At 63.4% G+C, this 20168-nt stretch carries 19 protein-coding genes; 10 read left to right on the top strand and 9 right to left on the bottom strand.

All coding sequences use genetic code 11. From position 1 onward, the window contains the following. Positions 1-242 precede the first annotated feature (242 nt). The 3 genes from BLT66_RS00750 to BLT66_RS00740 all read left to right on the top strand — a co-directional run bounded on the left by BLT66_RS00750 (position 243) and on the right by BLT66_RS00740 (position 1860). A complete protein-coding gene (locus tag BLT66_RS00750) occupies positions 243-596 on the top strand; it encodes a hypothetical protein (protein WP_092754492.1) in 354 nt (117 codons plus the stop codon). 173 nt (positions 597-769) lie between these two features. Then, entirely contained in the window at positions 770-1486 is a 717-nt protein-coding gene (locus BLT66_RS00745; protein WP_176954933.1) for a response regulator transcription factor, read from the top strand. A 77-nt stretch (positions 1487-1563) separates the two neighbouring features. Continuing rightward, the gene (locus BLT66_RS00740) at positions 1564-1860 is read left to right on the top strand and encodes a hypothetical protein (RefSeq protein WP_143029123.1); all 297 of its coding nucleotides are present in this window, start codon (positions 1564-1566) and stop codon (positions 1858-1860) included. Here BLT66_RS00740 and BLT66_RS00735 read toward each other — a convergent pair. From BLT66_RS00735 to BLT66_RS00715, 5 genes are all read right to left on the bottom strand, one after another. Then, positions 1850-2725, bottom strand: coding sequence for an RluA family pseudouridine synthase (locus BLT66_RS00735; RefSeq protein WP_255406710.1), 876 nt, complete (start codon positions 2723-2725; stop codon positions 1850-1852). The genes BLT66_RS00740 and BLT66_RS00735 overlap by 11 nt on opposite strands. Next, a complete protein-coding gene (gene trmB, locus BLT66_RS00730; RefSeq protein WP_255406709.1) occupies positions 2722-3447 on the bottom strand; it encodes a tRNA (guanosine(46)-N7)-methyltransferase TrmB in 726 nt (241 codons plus the stop codon). Before trmB ends, BLT66_RS00735 begins: the two co-directional genes overlap by 4 nt. A 63-nt stretch (positions 3448-3510) precedes the next feature. Then, positions 3511-4464 carry a tRNA glutamyl-Q(34) synthetase GluQRS gene (gene gluQRS / locus BLT66_RS00725; RefSeq protein WP_092754477.1) on the bottom strand — a complete coding sequence of 318 codons (954 nt, stop codon included), beginning with the start codon at positions 4462-4464 and terminating at the stop codon, positions 3511-3513. Between the two features lie 6 nt (positions 4465-4470). Continuing rightward, a complete protein-coding gene (locus BLT66_RS00720; RefSeq protein WP_143029122.1) occupies positions 4471-5541 on the bottom strand; it encodes an NAD(P)/FAD-dependent oxidoreductase in 1071 nt (356 codons plus the stop codon). 235 nt (positions 5542-5776) lie between these two features. Next, positions 5777-6718: a LysR family transcriptional regulator gene (locus BLT66_RS00715; RefSeq protein WP_092754474.1), complete on the bottom strand. Its 942-nt coding sequence runs from the start codon at positions 6716-6718 to the stop codon at positions 5777-5779. 130 nt (positions 6719-6848) lie between these two features. Between BLT66_RS00715 and BLT66_RS00710 the strand changes: the two genes are divergently transcribed. From BLT66_RS00710 to BLT66_RS00695, 4 genes are all read left to right on the top strand, one after another. Further along, positions 6849-7550, top strand: coding sequence for a pirin family protein (locus BLT66_RS00710; protein WP_092754471.1), 702 nt, complete (start codon positions 6849-6851; stop codon positions 7548-7550). Between the two features lie 39 nt (positions 7551-7589). Beyond that, on the top strand, positions 7590-7994 hold the full coding sequence (locus BLT66_RS00705) for a DoxX family protein (RefSeq protein WP_092754470.1): 405 nt from the start codon (positions 7590-7592) through the stop codon (positions 7992-7994). Positions 7995-8058: 64 nt separating this feature from the next. After that, the gene (locus BLT66_RS00700) at positions 8059-8613 is read left to right on the top strand and encodes a flavodoxin family protein (RefSeq protein WP_092754467.1); all 555 of its coding nucleotides are present in this window, start codon (positions 8059-8061) and stop codon (positions 8611-8613) included. Between the two features lie 35 nt (positions 8614-8648). Beyond that, complete coding sequence (locus BLT66_RS00695) at positions 8649-9530, top strand: pirin family protein (RefSeq protein WP_092754464.1); 882 nt, start codon at positions 8649-8651, stop codon at positions 9528-9530. A 67-nt stretch (positions 9531-9597) separates the two neighbouring features. Here BLT66_RS00695 and BLT66_RS00690 read toward each other — a convergent pair whose 3' ends face one another. Further along, positions 9598-10872, bottom strand: coding sequence for an MFS transporter (locus BLT66_RS00690; protein WP_092756951.1), 1275 nt, complete (start codon positions 10870-10872; stop codon positions 9598-9600). A gap of 126 nt (positions 10873-10998) precedes the next feature. Between BLT66_RS00690 and BLT66_RS00685 the strand changes: the two genes are divergently transcribed. Together BLT66_RS00685 and BLT66_RS00680 are read left to right on the top strand one after the other, a co-directional pair. Then, entirely contained in the window at positions 10999-11475 is a 477-nt protein-coding gene (locus BLT66_RS00685) for a MarR family winged helix-turn-helix transcriptional regulator (RefSeq protein WP_092754461.1), read from the top strand. Further along, a complete protein-coding gene (locus BLT66_RS00680) occupies positions 11465-11923 on the top strand; it encodes a CYTH domain-containing protein (protein ID WP_092754458.1) in 459 nt (152 codons plus the stop codon). Before BLT66_RS00685 ends, BLT66_RS00680 begins: the two co-directional genes overlap by 11 nt. A 53-nt stretch (positions 11924-11976) precedes the next feature. Here the strand turns inward: BLT66_RS00680 and BLT66_RS00675 are convergent, their stop codons facing one another. Further along, positions 11977-12729, bottom strand: coding sequence for a sulfurtransferase (locus BLT66_RS00675; RefSeq protein ID WP_092754455.1), 753 nt, complete (start codon positions 12727-12729; stop codon positions 11977-11979). A 47-nt stretch (positions 12730-12776) separates the two neighbouring features. On the opposite strand from BLT66_RS00675, the gene dnaE reads away from it, so the two are divergent. Then, complete coding sequence (dnaE, locus tag BLT66_RS00670; protein ID WP_092754452.1) at positions 12777-16307, top strand: DNA polymerase III subunit alpha; 3531 nt, start codon at positions 12777-12779, stop codon at positions 16305-16307. A 30-nt stretch (positions 16308-16337) separates the two neighbouring features. On the opposite strand, the gene tauD is transcribed toward dnaE, so the two are convergent. Together tauD and BLT66_RS00660 are read right to left on the bottom strand one after the other, a co-directional pair. Further along, on the bottom strand, positions 16338-17171 hold the full coding sequence (gene tauD, locus BLT66_RS00665; protein ID WP_092754449.1) for a taurine dioxygenase: 834 nt from the start codon (positions 17169-17171) through the stop codon (positions 16338-16340). A 579-nt stretch (positions 17172-17750) separates the two neighbouring features. Then, on the bottom strand, positions 17751-20165 hold the full coding sequence (locus BLT66_RS00660) for a glycoside hydrolase family 31 protein (protein ID WP_092754446.1): 2415 nt from the start codon (positions 20163-20165) through the stop codon (positions 17751-17753). Positions 20166-20168: the final 3 nt, after the last annotated feature.

The following is a 20168-nucleotide window of genomic DNA, read 5'->3' as shown; positions in this document are numbered from 1 at the left end:
CAACAAAACTTCCTTATCCCAATAGCAAAAGATGGTTCATGTAGGCAGCGCCTGGCGGCTGCGTAATGGCTTTGTCAATCTGGCGTAAATGCTGAATTTTGACGGATATGTGCGATAGCGCACGGTTTCAGAAGTTTTCAGGCGGGCTTCAGGTGTCCTAAGTACAGCAAAACGCGATGAGAGGAAAGTCCAGTTTGTTGGCACTAGCCACTCCGCCGTACCGATTGTCAAGGACAAAACCTATGAACTTCGAACCTTTTGAACCCTTCGAGCCATCCGAACCTCTGGCCGCCCCGGCAGCCTCTCCAGCCCCGCCCGAACCGCATTATTTTGACCGCCCCGGGATATTGTGGATCGCCGCCAGCCTGCTGTTTGCCACCGTCGCCGGGCATTTGATTCCCGTGCTGTCCGGGCCAGACGGCGTGCGCCAAAGCCTGGTGTCGATAGGGATTTTTGACAAACATTCGACGGCCGTTGCCAGCCTGCCGCAGCAGGCCCAGGAGGGTCTGAAAAACCAGCGCCGGGAGCCTACACGAGCGGTTTCTCACTCGCAAGGTGAAACCCCCAACACCCCTATTGTTCTTCGTCAATTTTGAGGATGCGCGCAATGAACAGCCTTCATAAGATGCAGCGATCAACCCGCCGATCCATACGTTGGAAAAGCAGTTCCGCAGATCCGTCTCCGCCAGCCCTGCAACGTCTTTTGCCGCAGCTCCTGCAACCTTTGCAGTGGGCATCCGCCAGTGTTTGGGAGTTCAGGAAAATAACAATGTTTCGTAAAAAACCGACCAGCGTCCTGATCGCTGAAAGCCAGTCCGAATGCTTGCTGCGCTGCGCCGAAGCTGTCCACCAGGATGCCGAACTCAGCCTGGCAGCCGCCGTATCGACCGCCGCCGCCGCGATCGCCATGATGGACCAGTGCGCGCCCGACGTGGTGCTGGTGGACCTACAGCTCAAGGACATGCCGGCAATTGAAGTGATCCGCCATGCGGCCTGGCACTTCCCTGAGTCGGACATCGTGGTGCTGACCCAGTTTGGCAATGACGAACAGGTGTTGTCCTGCATCGAAGCCGGTGCTACCGCTTATTTATTCAAGGAAACGGCGGCCGACAGCCTGGCCGACAACATCCACGCCTGGCGCGAGGGCTGTGCCCCGATCAGCCCGGGCATGGCACGCCGGGTGCTGGGGCGCTTCCGGCTGCGGCCAGGCGTCAGCAGTGGCTCGGCCTGGGCGTTTCCGCTGCGCGAATCGACGCATCCTTTGTCGGCCAGCGAGGCCGGCATCCTGCGCTGGATCGCCCGCGGCATGACTCTGGAGCAAATCGGCGAGCTGGCGGCCAGCCCGCAGCCCTCGGTGCTGGTCCATGTGAAGAAGATCTACCGCAAGCTGGCCGCCCATGCGCGCGGCGAAATGGTCTATGACACCAGTGAACTGGACCCTGGCGCCTACGTACCTGCACCCGGCAATATGCCGCAAATTCAATGAACCAAGACGCAACTACCGCATCTGATGCACTGGGGCATGGCGCCCTGGCCAGGCAAATTTTGGAATCAGGAGTATTTATGCGCACAACAACGGTACGCCCCAAACCCATGCCCCGGCGCCGCGGCGGGCGCGAGTCCTGGCTGTCGGCACTGGCCTGGCTGGTGTTCTGCATTGCCATGGTGGCCGTGGGCATATTTTTGACACCCAAGATCGGCGCGGCCTACGCGGCCGAAGACCTGGTCATCCCCAGCACCGCCAACGCATCCAGCGCCACCCTGGTCTCCGATATCGTGGACTCGGCTGTGCCCATGGCGGCGACCGTGCTGTACCCCAACGAGCGCCTGGACACGCCCTCAGCGGCGCCTACACCGTAAGCGCTTGCCGGCTCTGGAAGGCCCGTGGCTGGCCGGAAATCGGGTCGGTGAAGGCGATGAAGCGGGCCAGCAGCTGCAGCGGCGCGCTGTAGTCGTCGTCGGCAATGTTCACCACCTCGGGGTAGAAGCGGTCGTTGCGTATCGGCACGCCCAGTGCTGCCATGTGCACCCGCAGTTGGTGGGTGCGGCCAGTGACCGGCGATAGCTGGTAGCGTGCCCAGTCGCCGTGCAGCTCCATCAGCTGGATATGGGTTTCGGAATTCGGCTCGCCCGGCGCCTCGCGGTAGCGAAAAAACGGCTCACCCGGCACGATCTGGCTGCGGTAAACCGCCGGCAGCCCGTCCCGCCAGGGCGCAATCGCTTCGTAGTGTTTGTGCACGTTGCGCTGCTTGAACAGCGCGTGGTACAGCCCGCGCTCGGCCGGCTGGATGGCAAACAGGGTGACGCCCGCGGTCTCGCGGTCCAGCCGGTGCAGGGGCGCGAGGCTGTCTATGCCCAGGCTTTGCTTGAGGCGCACCAGCAGGCTTTCCTGTACAAAGCGTCCGGCGGGCACGGTGGGCAGGAAATGCGGCTTGTCGACCACCACCAGATGGTCGTCCTGGTACAGCACCTGGGCTTTGAACGGAATCCGCGGCTCCTGCGGCAGGTGGCGGTAGTAGTAGAGCCGGGTGTGGGGCCGGTAGACGGCATCTGGTGGTACGGGCAGGGCCTGCTCGTCCAGCACCAGGCCGTCGCGCATGCGCTGCAGCCAGACTTCACGGTCTACGGTGGGGAATCGCTCCAGAAAGAAGTCGATGACGGTGGGCCAGCTGCCGCCGGGCAGGCCGACGGTGCTGGGGCCCACGCCGTCGCGCGTGGGGATCACACCCGTGTGAACACCAGATCCCACACGCCGTGGCCGAGCTTGATGCCGCGGTTCTCGAACTTGGTCAGCGGCCGGTAGTCGGGCTTGGGCGCGTAGTCGGCGGCGGTGTTTTTCAGCAAAGGCTCGGCGCCCAATACTTCCAGCATCTGTTCGGCATAGTTCTGCCAGTCGGTCGCGCAGTGCAGGTAGCCGCCGGGCTTGAGGCGTGCCGCCAGCTTGGCGACCAGCGGAGCTTGCAGCAGGCGGCGCTTGTTGTGCTTCTTTTTGTGCCAGGGGTCGGGGAAGAACACGTGGATGCCGTCCAAGCTGGCCAGCGGCAGCATGTGGTCGATCACCTCCACCGCGTCGTGCGAGCAGATGCGGATATTCGTCTGGCCTTGTTCGCCTATGCGTTTGAGCAGCGCGCCCACACCGGGCTGGTGCACTTCGCAGCACAGAAAATTCTTTTCGGGCAGCAGCGCGGCGATCGAGGCCGTGGCTTCGCCCATGCCGAAACCGATTTCCAGGATGTTAGGGGCGCTGCGGCCAAAGGCGGCGTCCAGGTCCAGCGGCGCGGCGCGGTAGGGCAGCAGAAATTGCGGCCCCAGGGTCTCAAAGGCCTTGGCTTGCCCGCTGGTGGTACGGCCGGCGCGCAGCACAAAGCTCTTGATGGTTTTGGGGTGGGACACGGCAGCGGGAGCACCGTCGGTCGCCACGCTGGGGGGGGAGGATTCGTTATGCATGGATTGCAGAGGATATTCCATTTCTGCGCGGCCCCGCGCCGCCCGTCTGGTTGCGCGCGCAGTTCAGGTGATGGCCAGCCGGGCGCGCCAGGCCTCGACCCAGTGCGCCAGCGCCATGGCCGGGATGTCGGTTTGCGGCGGCAGGCCCAGCACCTGGGCCGCGGCGTTCAGGGTGGCCAGCGGGGCACGGGTGTCCAGCGCCTGGGCGCCGTTTTGCTTGGACAGCTTTTCGCCATTGGCGCCCAGCACCAGCGGCGTATGCAGGTACTGCGGCCTGGGCAGGCCCAGCGCCTGCTGCAGCAGGATCTGGCGCGGTGTGTTGTCGGCCAGGTCCTGGCCGCGCACCACATGGCTGATGCCCTGGGCCGCATCGTCCACCACCACCGCCAGCTGGTAGGCCCACAGGCCGTCGGCACGTCGCAGCACGAAGTCGCCCACCGCGGTAGCCAAGTCCTGCCGTTGCGGGCCGAGCAGCCGGTCGCTCCAGTGCAGCACATCGCTTACTACAGAATTGATAGCTGCCTGCGCAGGATGAATGTGCGCCAGAGCCTTGTTTTCTATCAATTTATCGGTGCGTAAACGCCAGGCCCGGGCCGGCCGGCCCTGCAGGCCGTTGCGGCAGGTGCCGGGATAGACCAGCTCGGCATTGCGCTCGCGCAGCTGGCCGCGTGCCGCGCAGGCGGCTTCCACGTCTTTGCGCGAACAGCCACAGGGGTAGGCCCAGCCGGTAGCCACCAGCTGGTCCAGCGCATGTTGGTACAGGGCGCCGCGCTGCGACTGGACCGTGGGTGGCGCATCTGGCAGCAGGCCGCAGGCGGCCAGCTGCTGCAGGATTAGCGCATCGGCGCCCGGCACGCAGCGTGGCGTGTCCACGTCTTCGATGCGCACCAGCCACTGGCCACCATGGGCGCGAGCGTCCAGCCAGCTGGCCAGCGCAGCTACCAAAGATCCGGCATGCAAGGGGCCGGTGGGCGAGGGCGCGAACCGGCCTATGTAGCGCCCGGCAAACACCGTCAAGTCCGCTCAGGCAATGGCCAGCGCCATCTCCAGGCCGGAGATGAACGCGTCTTCCACCCGGTGGCCTATGCACCAGTCGCCGCAGGCGCCGATGTTGGACTTTTCATCCCACAGATGGCTGCGGCCCAGGGGCTGCACGGTCTGCGCATAGCGCCAGCGGTGCACCGCGGCATGGGCCGGTTCGGCACGGATGCCTGTGACTTCGGTAAAGGCCTTGAGCAGCTTGGCCTGCACCCGGGCGCTGTCGTCTTCCAGGTGTTCGTGCGACCAGGCGGGGCTGGCTTGCACAGTCCAGCGCTCCACACCGGCGCGGCCGGGTTTGCTGGATTCGCGCGCCAGCCAGGAGATGCGGTGGTGGGTGCTGCGGGCGGCATTCCACTGCGGGCCCAGGTGGGCCAGGTTCGGCTGGATGGCCTGTGGAAACGCCAGCATCAGCGTCCAGCAGGGGGCGACCTGTACGTGGTGGATGTCGCGCACCAGCCGGGCAGCTTGGGCCGAGTTCTGCAGCAGGTTTTGCACCTGTGGATGCGGCATGGCCAGGATCACGGCGTCAAAACCGGAGAACACATGCTGCGCGTCCGGGGCGCCAGGCATGCCGGTGGTGCGCAGCTGCCACTGTTTTTTGTTCAAGGGGTCGCGTTCGATGCGCGTGACCTGGGTTTCGAGTTCGACCCGGCCGTCTTCTACCAGGGGCGTGGCCCAGTGCTTGACCAGCGCGCTCATGCCGGGTGCCGGCACCCAGTGCGGTTCGCGCGAGGGCAGGGCGGCAGCGGCCACGCGGCCAAAAGTGTCGAGCACGCGGACCGAGTTGGCGCTCCAGGGCTTACTCACGCCCTTGGCGGTTTCCAGGGCCAGCGCAAAGCGCGGATCGCGCACCGTGAAGTACTGGGCGCCGTGGTCAAACGTGCCAAAGCTGGTGCTGCGGGTGGCCATGCGCCCGGCCACGCCGCGGCTCTTGTCAAACACCGATACGTTGTGCCCGGCCTGTGCCAGCGTGCGGGCGCAGGCGATGCCGGCCATGCCGGCTCCGATCACGGCGATTTGGCGGGGAGCGGTAGCACTGGGTTTGGATGTCATATGTTTTGGTTTTCTATGAAGTGGCTACAGGTAATCGACCAGACACACTCTACACGCAGTCGGCACCCGGAATGGGCAGGGCAAGCATACGGGGTCGATTACCGGATACCGCACAACGTGCATTAGCACCCCTGTCTGCCCCGAAGATGCCGTGGAACCGGCTTTGCCGGGCCGCTGGCATCGCCCCCCTGCAAGGGGGGCGCAGCGAAGCGCAGCCTGGGGGTGAGCCACCGTTTCAATTGCTTTGCTGGCGCTCCAGCAGCGCGGTGCGGGTGGCCGGGCTTTTCAGCTGCTGCAGCCACCATTGCAAGGCCCGGCCATGGGTGCTGCCGGCTTCGGCACGCCAGGCGTAGCTGCTGCTGATGACGCGTGACGGCCGTTCTACGGTGCGGCTGACCAGGCGTCCGGTTTCCAGATAGGGCCGGGCCAGGCCTTCGGGTAAAAAGCCGCAGCCCAGGCCGCGCAACTGGGCTTCCAGCTTGGCGCGCATGCTGGGCACGGTGAACACATCCTGCCCGCCCAGCAGGCCGAAGGTCAGCGTATTACCGCGCTGCGCCGAGTCGGCCACGGCGACCGCCCGGTGTTTTTCGATCAAGGTGTCGCTCAGAGGCTCGGGCATGTTAGCCAGCGGGTGGTGCGGCGCCACGGCGAAGATGAAGTCCATCGTGCCCAGTACCTCGCTCAGGATGTTGCTGTTCGATATGCTTTGCATCGCCACGCCAATCGACAAGTCGGCCTGGCCGGTGACCAATGCGTCCAGCGTGCCGTGCAGCACCTCTTCGCGGATCTTGACGCGAGTTGGCGGGCTCATGGCAAAAAAGGCTTCGCACAGCTCCATGATCGTGGAGCGCGAGATGACGCTGTCGACAGCAATCGTCAGCTGCGGCTCCCAGCCGGTGGCCACGCGCTTGACCCGGTTCGCCACCGCGTCGATCTCTTCCAGCAGGCGCTGGCCTTCGCGTAGCAGCTCGGCCCCGGCCACGGTGAGCTTGGCCTGGCGCGAACTGCGGTCGAACAGCAGCACGTCCAGCGCGTCTTCGATATTGCGCACCCGGTAGGTCAGGGCGCTGGGTACCATGCCCAGGCTGCGCGCGGCGGCGGCAAAGCTGCCCTGGGCGTGGATGGTGACCAGCATGGAGAGGGCGTCGGGCGTCAGTACATCGCGGGCTGTTTGCATGGTCGATCAACTTCCATTGAAATTATTCGAATGATGCCATCAAATGCGATGGACTGCAGGAACCCACCTAAGGCCTAAAGTTCAGTCCATGGATTCGGCAAGCGGGTCCTCACCACACCAAGGAGCTTTTATGTTGACCATTCGTAAATCCCAAGACCGCGGCCACGCAGACCATGGTTGGCTCAAGTCCCACCACAGCTTTTCGTTCGCCGGCTACATGGACCCCAAGTACATGGGTTGGGGCAATTTGCGGGTGATCAACGAAGACACCATCACCCCCGGCGCCGGCTTTGGCACCCACGGCCACCGCGACATGGAAATCATCAGCTACGTGCTGCAAGGCGAACTGGCGCACCGCGACACCATGGGCAATGTCAAAGCCATTCCGCCCGGTGACGTGCAGCGCATGAGCGCCGGCCGCGGCGTCCAGCACAGCGAGTTCAACCATGCCGACAATGCAAGCACGCATTTCCTGCAAATCTGGATCGAACCGAATGTGAAAGGCATCCAGCCCAGCTACGAGCAAAAGAGCTTTGCCGAGAGCGAAAAGCGTGGCACGCTGCGCCTGGTGGCGTCGCCCGACGGCGCCCAGGATTCGGTGACCATCCACGCCGACGCGGCGCTGTATGCGGGTTTGCTGGACGGCGACGAGTCGGCTACGCTGGCGCTGAACCCGGCCCGCAAGAGCTATGTGCACCTGGTCAGCGGTGCGCTGGAAGTCAATGGCACCGCACTGTCTACCGGCGATGCGGCCTTGATCGAAAACGAGTCTGCGTTGACACTGCGCCACGGCAAACAAGCCGAGGTTCTGGTGTTTGACCTGGCTGCCTGAATTTTTTAACCGTCTCCCTATTTAACCGAAGGAAATTCCATGTTTGCATCTCTCCAAAATCCCCTGAGCCTGCTGGGCCGTCTGCTGCTGGCCGTGTTGTTCCTGCCCGCGGGCATCAGCAAGATCACCGGCTTTGCCGGCACTGTGGGCTATATCGGCTCGGTCGGCCTGCCGTTTCCCACGCTGGGCGCGGCCCTGGCCATCGTGGTCGAAGTCGGCGGTGGCCTGGCATTGATCTTTGGCCTGGGTACCCGCTGGGCAGCGCTGATTCTGGCGGCCTTCACCCTGGCGGCCAGCATCTTCTTCCACGCGTTCTGGGCCGTGCCCGCCGAGGCCGTCATGGTGACCCAACTGCTGTTCATCAAGAACATTGCCGTCATCGGTGGCTTGCTGACCCTGGCGGCCTGGGGCCCCGGCGCCTGGAGCCTGGATGGCCGTAAATAAGCTCCGTTACAGTATTTCCCGTGTGCCCTTGGTTTAATCTCCCTCCACTTTTTTGAAAGTTTGTATGGCAAAAATCGCTGTTGTATTCCATTCCGGCTACGGCCACACCCTGCGCATGGCGCAATCGGTTGCCGAAGGCGCTGGTGCTACCCTGGTGCCCATCGATGCCGACGGCAACCTGGCCGAAGGCGCTTGGGAAACCCTGGCCGCGGCCGATGCCATCATCATGGGCTCGCCCACCTACATGGGCATGGTCAGCTGGCAGTTCAAGAAGTTTGCCGACGCGTCCAGCAAGCCCTGGTTCGGCCAGGCCTGGAAGGACAAGATCTTCGCCGGCTTCACCAATAGCGCGTCGATGAACGGCGACAAGCTGTCGACCATCCAGTACCTGATCACCCTGGCGATGCAGCACGGCGGCGTGTGGGTGGGCACGGCGCAAATGCCGGCCAACAGCAAGGCCGCCCAGCGCAATGACGTGGGCTACCTGGGCACCTTCAGCGGCGCCATGGCCCAGTCGCCATCGGATGCCAGCGCAGCCGAAATGCTGCCGGGCGACCTGGAAACCGCCAGCCTGTTCGGCAAGCGCGTGGCCGAAATCGCCACCAAGTTTCGCGGTTAAGCTGTCAGACTGAATTTAAAAACAGGAGCCGGGCCATGGGTATCGCATCACAACTGACAGGCCACGCCAAGGACCTGGGCGGCGGCTTTCTGGTCCGCCGCTTCCTGCCCTCGGCGGCGCGCCAGTCGGTTGGCCCGTTCCTGTTTTTCGACCACTTCGGTCCGGTTACTGTTTTGCCGGGCGCCGGCCACGATGTGCGGCCACATCCGCATATCGGGCTGGCCACGGTCACTTATTTATTCGAAGGTGCGATGATGCACCGCGACAGCCTGGGCTCGGTGCAACTCATCGAGCCGGGCGCCATCAACTGGATGACCGCCGGGCGCGGCATTGTGCATTCCGAGCGCCAGTCTCCAGCGCTCAAAGACTCCACCTACGTAAACCACGGCATCCAGCTGTGGGCGGCGCTGCCGCAGGCCTTCGAGGAAGTCGAACCCAGTTTTACCCATACGCCGGCCGACACGATTCCCGAGCTGACGGTGGGCGACGCCGATGTGCGCGTGCTGATCGGCCAGGCTTGGGGCCAGACCTCGCCGGTCGCCACTTTCGCACCCACCATTTACCTGGACATTGCACTGCCCACCGGCGGCCTGCTGGAGCTGCCGCCGCTGGCGCAGGAGCTGGCGGTGTACCCGGTAGATGGCGATGTGGAAATAGACGGCACGCTGCTGCCAGCCCATACGCTGGCGCTGCTGACACCCGGCCAGTCCACGCAGATCTGTGCCCCGTCCGCCGTTCGCCTGGTGGTGCTGGGTGGTGACGCGCTGGACGGCCACCGCTTCATCAGCTGGAACTTCGTCTCCAGCAGCAAGCAGCGCATCCAGCAGGCCGAGGAAGACTGGCGGGCCCAGCGCATGGCGCCCGTGCCCGGCGATGCGGAATTCATCCCGCTGCCCGAGCGCCGGCCCTCCGCCTAGAAATTTATAAGAAATAGGCCGCTAGCGCAGGTACTGTCTGCGCTAGCGGCTATTTTTTTAATAGCAGTTAGCCCGCAGCGCTCTGTGGCATCGGGGCAGCACTGCGCTGCTGCAAGCCTTTGTGCACCCGCCACGCCAGGCTGGCTGCCACCAGGGTCGACGCCACCACCACATAGCCGACCACCGGGAAGTGCTGCAGCTTGCCATCGGCGCCGAAAGACACGATGTGCCCGGCCACCAAGGACGCTACGCCGCCCGACAGCTGCTGGATCGCCGCATTGATGGCGTTGAACGAGCCACGCTGCGTGGCATCAGGCACCGAGCTGACCAGCGCCTGGAACGGGATCATGCGTGAGAAGATGCCGACGAACAGCACCACGTTGACCAGCACCAGCACCGCAAACGGCACCGCCTGCAGGTGGGTGTAGACCAGCACCATCACGATAGTCAGCGCACTGCCCGCAAAGAACACCGGCAGCTTGCCCCAGGCGTCGGCGGCCTTGCCAACCAGCGGCCCGATGAAGATGGTGCACATGCCGGTGATCAGGTAGATGGTGGGCAGCCGCTCCAGCGGGATGCCCAGGTTGTGCACCGTGAACGCGCTGCTGAAGGGCATCAGCATGAAGCCGCCGGTGGTCAGCAGCGCGGTGGTGGCAAACGCCGCCAGGTAGCGCGGATCGGCCACGGTGTGTACCAGGTGCAGAAAGGCGCTTTTTTCCTGGCGCACTGCCAGGTGGTCGGCCACCGGCTGCATGCGCCAGACAATCACCAGCCCGCCCACGGTGCCCAGTACCACCATGGCGATGAACGGCGCATGCCAGTTCCAGTGGTTCGACAGATACAGCCCGGCCGGCAAGCCCAGCACCTGGCTGGCGGCGAAGGCGGTCTGGATCACGCCCATCACCCGGCCGCGCAGCTGCGGCGCGAACAAATCGGTGGCAATCGCCAGCACCACCGAGCCGATCACACCGCCAAACAGGCCGGTCACGATGCGTGCCGCCAGCAGCGACTCGAAGCTCTGCGCCAGCCCGCACCACAGCGTGCCCAGCACAAAGCCGGTGTAGAAGAACAGCAGCAGCTTCTTGCGGTCAAAGCGGTCGGCAAAGCCGGCCGTCAGCAACCCGGACGCGCCGGCGCTGAATGCATAGGCCGACACCACCAGACCGAACTGCTGGGTCGACATCTGCAGGGTGGGCATGATCAGCGCGCCCAGCGGCGACATGATCATGAAGTCCAGAATCACCGCGAACTGCAGGAACGCCAGCAACCCGGCGACGAAGCGCTGGTAGGGGGTAAAAGTGTCCGGCGCGGCGCCGGCGGAGGAAGAGTTTGGTGTTGGCATGGTGTCGTTACGCATTCGGGAATGGCAGCCCAGGGAGCGGGTGCCTATGATGCGGTATGTTTACATTTCTTAATAGGCTCCTATGTATATTAATATAGCCTCCTATGTACTGTCAAGTCGAGGCGCATGACTGAATTGCACGTACCCCATCCGATGAAGCTGCTGGGCCGGGTGACACGCGGCTTCTACCGGCTCGCCGACGTAGAGCTGCGGCCGTACGGCCTGGCTACCGGGCAGTTGCCGGTGCTGGTCAGCCTGAAGAACGGCCAAGCCTTGTCGCAGGCCGAGCTCGCACGTATCGCCCAGGTCGAGCAGCCCAGCATGGCGCAACTGCTGAACCGCATGGAACGCGACGGACTGGTCGAGCGCCTGCCCGATCCGCAGGATAAACGCAGCCGGCTGATTTCGCTGACGGCCGCCGCCTCGGAGCGCCTGCCCCGGGCAAAGCGGCAGATGGAAACGCTGACCAGCCAGGCGCTGGCCGGCTTTACGCCTGAAGAACTTACGCAGTTCGGCGCCTTTCTGGCGCGGATGAACGACAACATCGAACGCATGGCCGTGGGCGCGGCAGAAGCGGCAGAGGGTGCACCCCATGGGGATTGAGATCGAACGCAAATTCCTGGTCACCGGCAGCGACTGGCGCCAAGGCGCCGGCACGGTCTTCAGCCAGGGCTATCTGAACCGCGACAAGCAGCGCACGGTGCGCGTACGCATAGCCGGCGCGCAGGGCTTTCTGACCATCAAGGGCGCGAACCAGGGCGCCACCCGGGCCGAGTTCGAATACGAAATTCCGCTGGCGGACGCCGAGCAGTTACTCGCGCTATGCGAGGGCCCGATCATCCAGAAGCTGCGCCGGGTGCTGGTGCATGCCGGGTCTAGCTGGGAGGTGGATGAGTTTGAAGGCCTGAATGCCGGCTTGGTGGTGGCCGAGATCGAGCTGACGGCTGAGGACCAAGCCTTCGAACATCCGGCCTGGCTGGGCCGCGAGGTGACCGACGACGCGCGCTATTTCAACTCGAATCTGGCCACCACACCGTTCAGCGCCTGGTAGCCAGAATTTATAAGAAATTGGCTGCTAGCGCAGGTACCACCTGCGCCAGTAGCTCATATTTTTGTAGCAGCCAGGTCGCTGGCCGATAAATCCGCCTCTAGGGTGCGCCGCTCGTCAAACACGAAACAGCTGCCGTGGTAGTGCGCGCCATCGGTTTCCTCGAAGTATTTGAGGATGCCGCCTTCGAGCTGGTACACGCTGTCCAGCCCGACTTCACGCATCAGGATCGCGGCCTTTTCGCAGCGGATGCCGCCGGTGCAGAAGCTGACCACGGTTTTGCCTTCCAGCTCGGCCTTGTGTTCGTTCAGAGCGGCCGGGAACTGGCTGAATTTGTCGATACGCCAGTCGATCGCACCGTCAAACGTGCCGTGGTCCACCTCGAAGGCATTGCGCGTATCCAGCGTGACCACCGGGCGGCCGTTGTCGTCCACGCCCTGGTCCAGCCAGCGCTTCACCGTGGCGGCGCTGACGGCCGGCGCACGGCCTGCGGCGGGCTGGATGGCCGGGTGGTCCATGCGGATGATTTCGTTCTTGACCTTGACCAGCATCTTCTTGAACGGCTGGCTGGCGGACCAGCTTTCCTTGGGTGCAATGTCGGCAAAGCGGGCGTCCTGGTGCAGGCGAGCGACAAAGCCGCGCACCGTGTCTGCGGGCCCGGCCAGAAAAAGGTTGATGCCCTCGCCAGCCAGCAGGATGGTGCCTTTGAGTTCCAGCTCTTGTGCCCAGCCGTGCAGCAGGTCGCGCAGGGCAGGAGCGTCTGGCAGGTTGACGAATTTGTAAGCAGAGATGTTCAGGATGGAGTTCACCCGGTGATTTTAAGAGGCCCGCCACCCGGGCCTTCTAAAATGGCCGGATGTTTGTTCACCTCCGCCTCCATACCGAATTTTCCGTCGTTGACGGCACCAACCGCATCGACGAAGCCGTCAAAGTCGCCGCCAAAGACCAGCAGCCGGCCCTGGCGATCACCGACCTGAGCAACCTGTTTGGCGCACTCAAGTTCTACAAGGAAGGCCGAGGCAAGGGCGTCAAGCCCATCATCGGCGCCGAGATCTTCCTGGAAGGCCAGGGCCTGGACGCAACCGCCTTATCGCGCGTCATCGTCCTGGTGCAGAACAAGCAGGGTTACCTGAACTTGTCTGAAATCCTGGCCCGCGGCTTCACCCAGAACATCGTGAAGAACCAGGCAGTGATCAAGTTCGCCTGGCTGCGCGAACTGGGTGATGGGCTGATCTGCCTGGCCGGCGCGCAGGCCGGTCCGGTGGGCCAGGCGCTGGTGCAGGGCGATACGGCGCGGGCCGATGCCATGGCCCAGCAGCTGGCGAGCCTGTTCCCGCAGCGCTTCTACATCGAGCTGCAGCGCGCAGCCCGGCCCGACGACGAGGCCCATGTGGTGGCTGCAGTGCAATTGGCGGCACGGTTGCAGCTGCCGGTGGTGGCGACGCACCCGATCCAGTTCACCGAGCCAGACGACTACGACGCGCACGAGGCGCGGGTGTGTATTTCTGACGGCGAAATCCTGGGCAACCAGCGCCGCGTGCGGCGTTTTACCCGCGAACAGTATTTCAAGTCCAGCGCGCAGATGGAGGCGCTGTTCAAAGACATTCCGTCCGCCGTGGCGAACACGGTGGAGATTGCCAAGCGTTGCAGCCTGAGCCTGGTGCTGGGCAAGCCGCAGCTGCCGGACTTCCCGACGCCGCTGGTGGATGGTGTGCGCATGACGCCCGAGGACTATTTCCGCTACGCGTCGCACGAGGGTCTGAAAGAGCGGCTGCTGCACCTGTACCCGAATGAAGCCAAGCGCGAAGAAGTGCGCCCAAGCTACATCGAGCGGCTGGAGTTCGAGATCACCACGATTCTGAAGATGGGCTTCCCCGGCTACTTCTTGATCGTGGGCGACTTCATCAACTGGGCCAAGCTGAACGGCTGCCCGGTTGGGCCGGGCCGGGGTTCTGGTGCCGGCTCGCTGGTGGCCTATGCGCTGAAGATTACCGACCTGGACCCGCTGCAATACAAGCTGCTGTTCGAACGGTTCCTGAACCCGGAACGGGTATCGATGCCCGACTTCGACATCGACTTCTGCCAGAGCAACCGCGACCGCGTGATCGATTACGTGAAGGAAAAGTACGGCAAGAACGCCGTCAGCCAGATCGCCACTTTCGGCACCATGGCGGCGCGCGCGGCGATCCGCGACGTGGGCCGGGTACTGGACCTGAGCTACAACTTCTGCGACGGCATCAGCAAGCTGATTCCGAACAAGCCCGGCATGTCGGTGACTCTGCAGTACCCGCCAGCGGTGAAGAAAGACGGCGACAAGAACAACTACGCCATCGAGATGGAGCCTATCCTTGCCGAGCGCATCGAGGCCGAGGAAGACGTGAAGCTGCTGATCGAGCTGGCGCAAAAGCTCGAAGGCATGACCCGCAACATCGGCATGCACGCCGGTGGCGTGCTGATCGCGCCGGGCAAGCTCACCGACTTCTGCCCGTTGTACCAACAGCCCGGCAGTGAATCGGCCGTCAGCCAGTACGACAAGGACGACGTGGAAGCCATTGGCCTGGTGAAGTTCGACTTCTTGGGCTTGGCCACGCTGACGATTCTGGAGATCGCCAAGGAGTTCATCGTCAAGCGCCACAAGGGCCAGGAGAACTTCGCCTTCGAGAACATCCCGCTGGACGACGCCAAGACCTACCGGCTGTTCTCCGAGGGCAAGACCGAAGCCGTGTTCCAGTTTGAAAGTACCGGCATGCAGCGCATGCTGAAAGACGCCAAACCGACACGCCTGGAAGACCTGATCGCGTTGAACGCGCTCTACCGCCCCGGCCCGATGGACCTGATCCCCAGCTTCGTGGCGCGCAAGCACGGCCGCGAGGTGGTCGAGTACCCGCACCCGATGGTGGCCGAGATGCTGAGCGAGACCTACGGCATCATGGTCTACCAGGAGCAGGTGATGCAGACCGCGCAGATCCTGGGTGGCTACAGCCTGGGTGGCGCCGACATGCTGCGCCGCGCCATGGGTAAGAAAAAGCTGGAGGAAATGGCCGAACACCGCGCCATCTTCCGCGCCGGCGCGGCCAAGAACGACATCGTTGAAGCCAAGGCTGACGAAATCTTCGACTTGATGGAGAAGTTCGCCGGCTACGGTTTCAACAAATCGCACGCCGCAGCCTATTCGCTGCTGGCGTACCACACGGGTTGGTTGAAGGTGCATTACTGTGCCGAATTCTTCTGCGCCAACTTGACGGTGGAAATGGACGACACCGACAAGCTCAAGCTGCTGTTTGAAGACGCGGTGAAGATGGGTCTAAGCTTTGAACCGCCGAATGTGAACCTGGGCCGGCATCGCTTCGAGCCGGTGACCGACAAGATCATCCGCTACGGCCTGGGTGCCGTCAAAGGCACGGGCCAGCAGGCGATTGACGCCATCGTGGCGGCGCGTGAAGCCGGTGGGCCGTTCAAGAGTCTGTTCGACTTTTGTGTGCGGGTCGACAAGGCCAAGCTGAACAAGCGCACGGTCGAAGCCTTGATCAAGGCCGGCGCCTTTGATGCCATCGAGATCAACCGCGCCTCGCTGATCGCCTCTGTCGACCGGGCTTTTGCCTTTGCCGCCGCCACCCTGGCAAATGCCGACCAGGGCGGCCTGTTCGACATGGACGACAGCCACGGCTCCAGCACCCAGGAGCCGGACCTGGTCGACGCCCCGATGTGGGGCATCAAGGAGCGCCTGACTCTGGAGAAAACCGCTGTCGGCTTCTACTTGTCCGGCCATTTGTTCGACGAGGTGCGCAAGGAAGTGCGCCGCTTTGCCAAGCGTGAACTCGCCGATGCGGTGGACAGCCGCGACATCGTGATGTTCGCCGGCATCGTCAGCGATTTGCGGGTCATCAACGGCCAGCGTGGCAAGCTGGGATTGTTCCGGCTGGACGATGGGTCTGCCATGATCGACGCCCGCGTCAGCGACGCGCTGATGCAGGCCAACAAGGATTTGTTCAAGGACGACGAACTCATCATCGCCATGGGCAAGGTGCAGACCGACCGCTTTGGCGGCGGTGGCCTGCAGATGAACATTACCGAAGCCTGGGACTTGGCGGGTGCGCGCTGCCGCTATGCGAAGTTCTTGCGCTTGCAGCTGCCACCGAATGCCACGGGCTCCGGTCTGGACATCGCCAAGCTGGTCAAGGACTTTCCACCGTTCCTGGATACGACCGAACAAGGCGATGTGCTGCGCGGGCTGCCGGTGCGCTTGTCATTGCAGCGCAAGACGGAGCAGGGCGCTGCCGTGGCCGAGGTGCAGTTGGGTGAAAAAGCCCGCTTCTACCCCACGGATGCCGCGCTGGCCTTCTGCCTGGCCCAGGCGTCGCAGGCAGTCGTGGCTTACGAAGAGTAAGACAAAGCCAGGCGGGCGACCGCACTGGGCTTAAAAGGGCACGTCTCCCAGGATGGTGGCCCGGTGCATCACCCGGCGATGTGGCAGGTAGTCCACCGTGGCGTAGTGCTGGGTCAGGCGGTTGTCCCAGAACGCCAGGTCGTACTGTTTCCAGCGCCAGCGCACAGTGAATTCCGGTCTGGCCACATGCAGGCGCAGGTAGGCCAGGATGGCATCACTTTCTTGCTTACCCAGTTCCACGATGCGGCTTGTAAAACCTTCGTTCACAAACAGGCCGCGCTTGCCACTGACCGGATGGGTGCGGACCACGGGGTGCGAAATGTCGGGGTTCTTGGCCACCGCAGCTTCCCAGATCTTGCGCTCTGCAGGGGTACGCGCGTAGCGCCAGGCGGGGAAGGACTGCACAAAGCTGTGCTCGGCATGCAATGGGTCCAAGAACTTACGCAGCGGTTCAGACAATGCCTCATACGCTGCAATGCAGCTGGCCCACAGAGTGTCACCGCCAGACGGTGGTAGCTGGCGGGCCGATAGCAGCGCCCCCATGGGTGGGCGGTCAATAAAAGTCACATCGGTGTGCCAGTTATCGTTGTCTGGCGGGTTGTTGTCATCGGTGTCGAGCAGGATGATTTCCTTGGCATCAGGGTGCTGCGGATACACCGGATGGATGTGGAGTTCACCGAAGGCGCTGGCCAGGTCGCGCTGCTGTACCGGCGTGACTGGCTGGTTTTCGAAGAAGAGCACATGGTGTTGCAGCAAAGCAGTCAGCAGGCTGTCTCGGTCTTCGTCCCGCAAAGGCGTGGTCAGGTCTATGCCTCCTACGACGGCGCCAATTGCGGGGCCGAGGGGGCGGATGTCGAGAGTCATGGTGGTGGGCGAAGGCGTGAAGCAAAGAGGTGCCCAAGCCTAGCGGACGCCAGTCTCCGCGCTTGCGCGTTATTTGCATTTGCTAGTGCGCCAATCTTCTATGGTGGGATTCTGGGCGCGAAGACTACCAAGCGAACTGCAAGCGGTACGGCGCTTGACGCACATTGCGCGATGCGCTGTAAGCGAGTACGGGGAAATGGGTAGCCTGGCGCAAGGCTTTGTAGTGGCTGGTTCGGCTGCGAGGGACCAGTCCCCAGGAGCCGGAGGTCACCGCCAGAACACGCAGAAAATTGCGCTGCATATCTTCTGTGCCGGGTGGCCCAGGGGCCCGTATGGGGCCTCCGGGACTTGGACGACTTCCTTGCATCAAACGTCTCCTTGAAGCAGTACATGCTTGGATTTGGATTGTGCGCAGAGTGGTGTGCGAACAGAACGAATGAAAAGTCACTACCAAGTGACAAAAACGCCTAAGGCCAGGCACTTTGCAGTGAGGCCTGTATGGCGGCAGGAAGGGCCATCGCTGCCGTTTCTCCGCCCGCGACCATCGACGGATGGCGAGCCACCCAAGACGATCGCAAGCTAGAGCTTCAAAGTCAGTCGGCGCCAGCTAGCCCCGGGCACATCTTCCGTCAGCGTTGCACCGCTAAAGCTGAGGCTGCGCCGTTCAGCCGCTGGCAGAAGCAGCACCAGGCTGTCTTGCTGCGGCGGCCGCGTGCCTTCGCGCTGTACACCGATCACGAGGCTCTGCGCACTGCAGCGCAGCTGCAGCCGCCACTGGCCAAAATTACCATCGCGGCAGGCTTGGGAATGGCCGTCGTCTTCAAAGCAGGTGGCTTCGAATACGCCGTCTCCGAGGAACGGAAACACCTGGAAGCCGCGCAGGTCTTCTACTTGCCCGAAATGAATTTCACCGAAATTCATCGGAATGGCGCAGCCTTCGCGGGCTAGCAGCGGGGGAGGGCCGTCTAGCGGGGCGTCGAGTGTGATTTGCTGTCCAGCCTGGTGGTGCCGTGCCGTATGCCACTCGTACCAGCCGCCGGTACCCGGCAACCATACATCGCGCTGGCTTTGGCCTTGTTCCACCACCGAGGCCACCAGCAAGTGGGCGCCCAGCAGCATTTCGTCGTTTTCCTCCAGACAGCGCGGGTCTTCGGGGAAGTCATGGTAGGTCGGGCGGATGATGGGCTCGAATGCACGGTGGTAGCGCCACACCAGGTCGTACAGGTAGGGCATCAACCGGTAGCGCAGGGCTATGAGTTCGCGGATCTGTGGCGTGACCGCGGGGTACATCCAGGGTTCATTTACCGTCTGGTCGTCGTTCCACGAATGGATGCTGAAGCGCGGCAAGAAGATGCCGTGCTGCACCCAGCGCACCAGCAGCTCGGGACCTGGCGCCGGGCCAGAGAAACCGCCGATGTCATGCCCAGTGTTCGATACACCCGACATCGCCAGGCCCAGGCCCATGCGGATGTTGTAGCGCAGGGTTTCCCAGTCTGTGTAGTTGTCGCCCGACCAGGTTTGCACATAGCGTTGCATGCCAGCGGCACCCGAGCGGGATACCAGGTAGGGGCGCTCTTGTGGCGCGAACTCGGTCTGCGCGGCATGCGAGGCCTGCATCATCAACAGGGTCTGCTGCGGCTTGGCTTCGCGGGCGCGGCGCGACGTGCCGAAGCCGTGCACCAGGGCCTGGTCGCTCCAGATCTCGTATTCGTTGTTGTCGTTCCAGGTGGTGGGGATGCCGTACTGCAGCAGCTGCTCGGTGACCTGTTGCTTCCACCAGGCGATGGTGGCGGGGTTGGTGAAGTCCAGGTAGGCACCGGTGCCGTCCCAGAACTGAATGGCTGTGGGCTGGCCGTCGGGGTCCTGCACCAGCAGGCCGGCTTGGCGGGCTTCGTCGAAGCGTGGGTGGTCGCGCAGTAGGGCGGGCTTGATGTTGGGCACCAGGCGCACGCCCTTGGCCAGGTAGCTCTGCACGAAGGCGGCCGGGTCGGGGAATTTTTCGCGGTTCCAGTTGAACACGTAGCGGCCCGGGCCGATGGAGGTATAGCCCGAAGACAGGTGGAACGAGTCGCAAGGAATGTCGTGTTCTTCGCAGCGTTCCAGAAACTCCCCCATGCGCTCCTGCGCGTTGGGCGCGTCGGTGTAGCTCATGGTCGAGCCCGAATAGCCCAGCGCGTAGCGCGGTGGAAAGATCGGGCGCCCGGTCAACCAGGTATAGCGCCGCGTGATGGCAGCGGAGTCAGCGCCGGCGATGTAGTACAAGTCGAGATCGCCATGGTCGGCCACGAAGTAACGGTAGTGGCCGTGGTAGTTGTCTAGCTCGCGGCCCATGTCGAAGCTGCAGTCGGACAAGGTGTCGTAGAACAGACCAAAGCACAAGCCTGCATCTTTTTCACCGCCCTTGCGGGTGATGTAGAACGGGATGTGCTTGTACAGCGGGTCGGTGTTGCGCGCGCTGTAGCCCATCGGGTCCAGGTTGCACATGCGGTAGCGCTGGCCGGCGCGGTTGGCGTCGCCGGCGCGTTCGCCCAGGCCGAAGTAGGCCTCGCCGCGTTCACGCTGCAGGTAGTGGTAGACCTTCTCGTCCCACCAGCCAAAGTTGTAGCTTTGCGTGGAGCGGTCGACTGCGGCATTCGTCCATTCTCCCCGGTGCTGACTTTCCCAGCGGCAGAAGAAGCCGGCTAGGGTGATGGTCAGGCGCACGGCACGAGTGGTGATCTGCAGCAGCACCGCGTCGTGTGTGAGATCGAAGGTGGGCAACGAAAAGCCGCTGGTGTCGAAGCGGTCTCGCCCTTCAACCGGCAGATTTTCCAGGCCGGGCGCAACCGTCCAGCTACGCGGCATCTGCAGCGTGCCCTGCGGCAGCACGAGCACCCGCAAAATGTCTTCTTCAAGTACCCAGACATGGGCGATGGCACCGCCAGCGCTGTGCAGCACAAGGTGGTTGCCGTTGCGGGATTGCAGGCTGAATAGGGGAGCTTGATCGAGTCGCATAGT

Origin of the sequence: Rhodoferax sp. OV413 (assembly GCF_900104385.1) — a bacterium.
GTDB lineage: Bacteria > Pseudomonadota > Gammaproteobacteria > Burkholderiales > Burkholderiaceae_C > Rhodoferax_B.
This window is presented reverse-complemented; position numbering and strand designations above follow the sequence as displayed.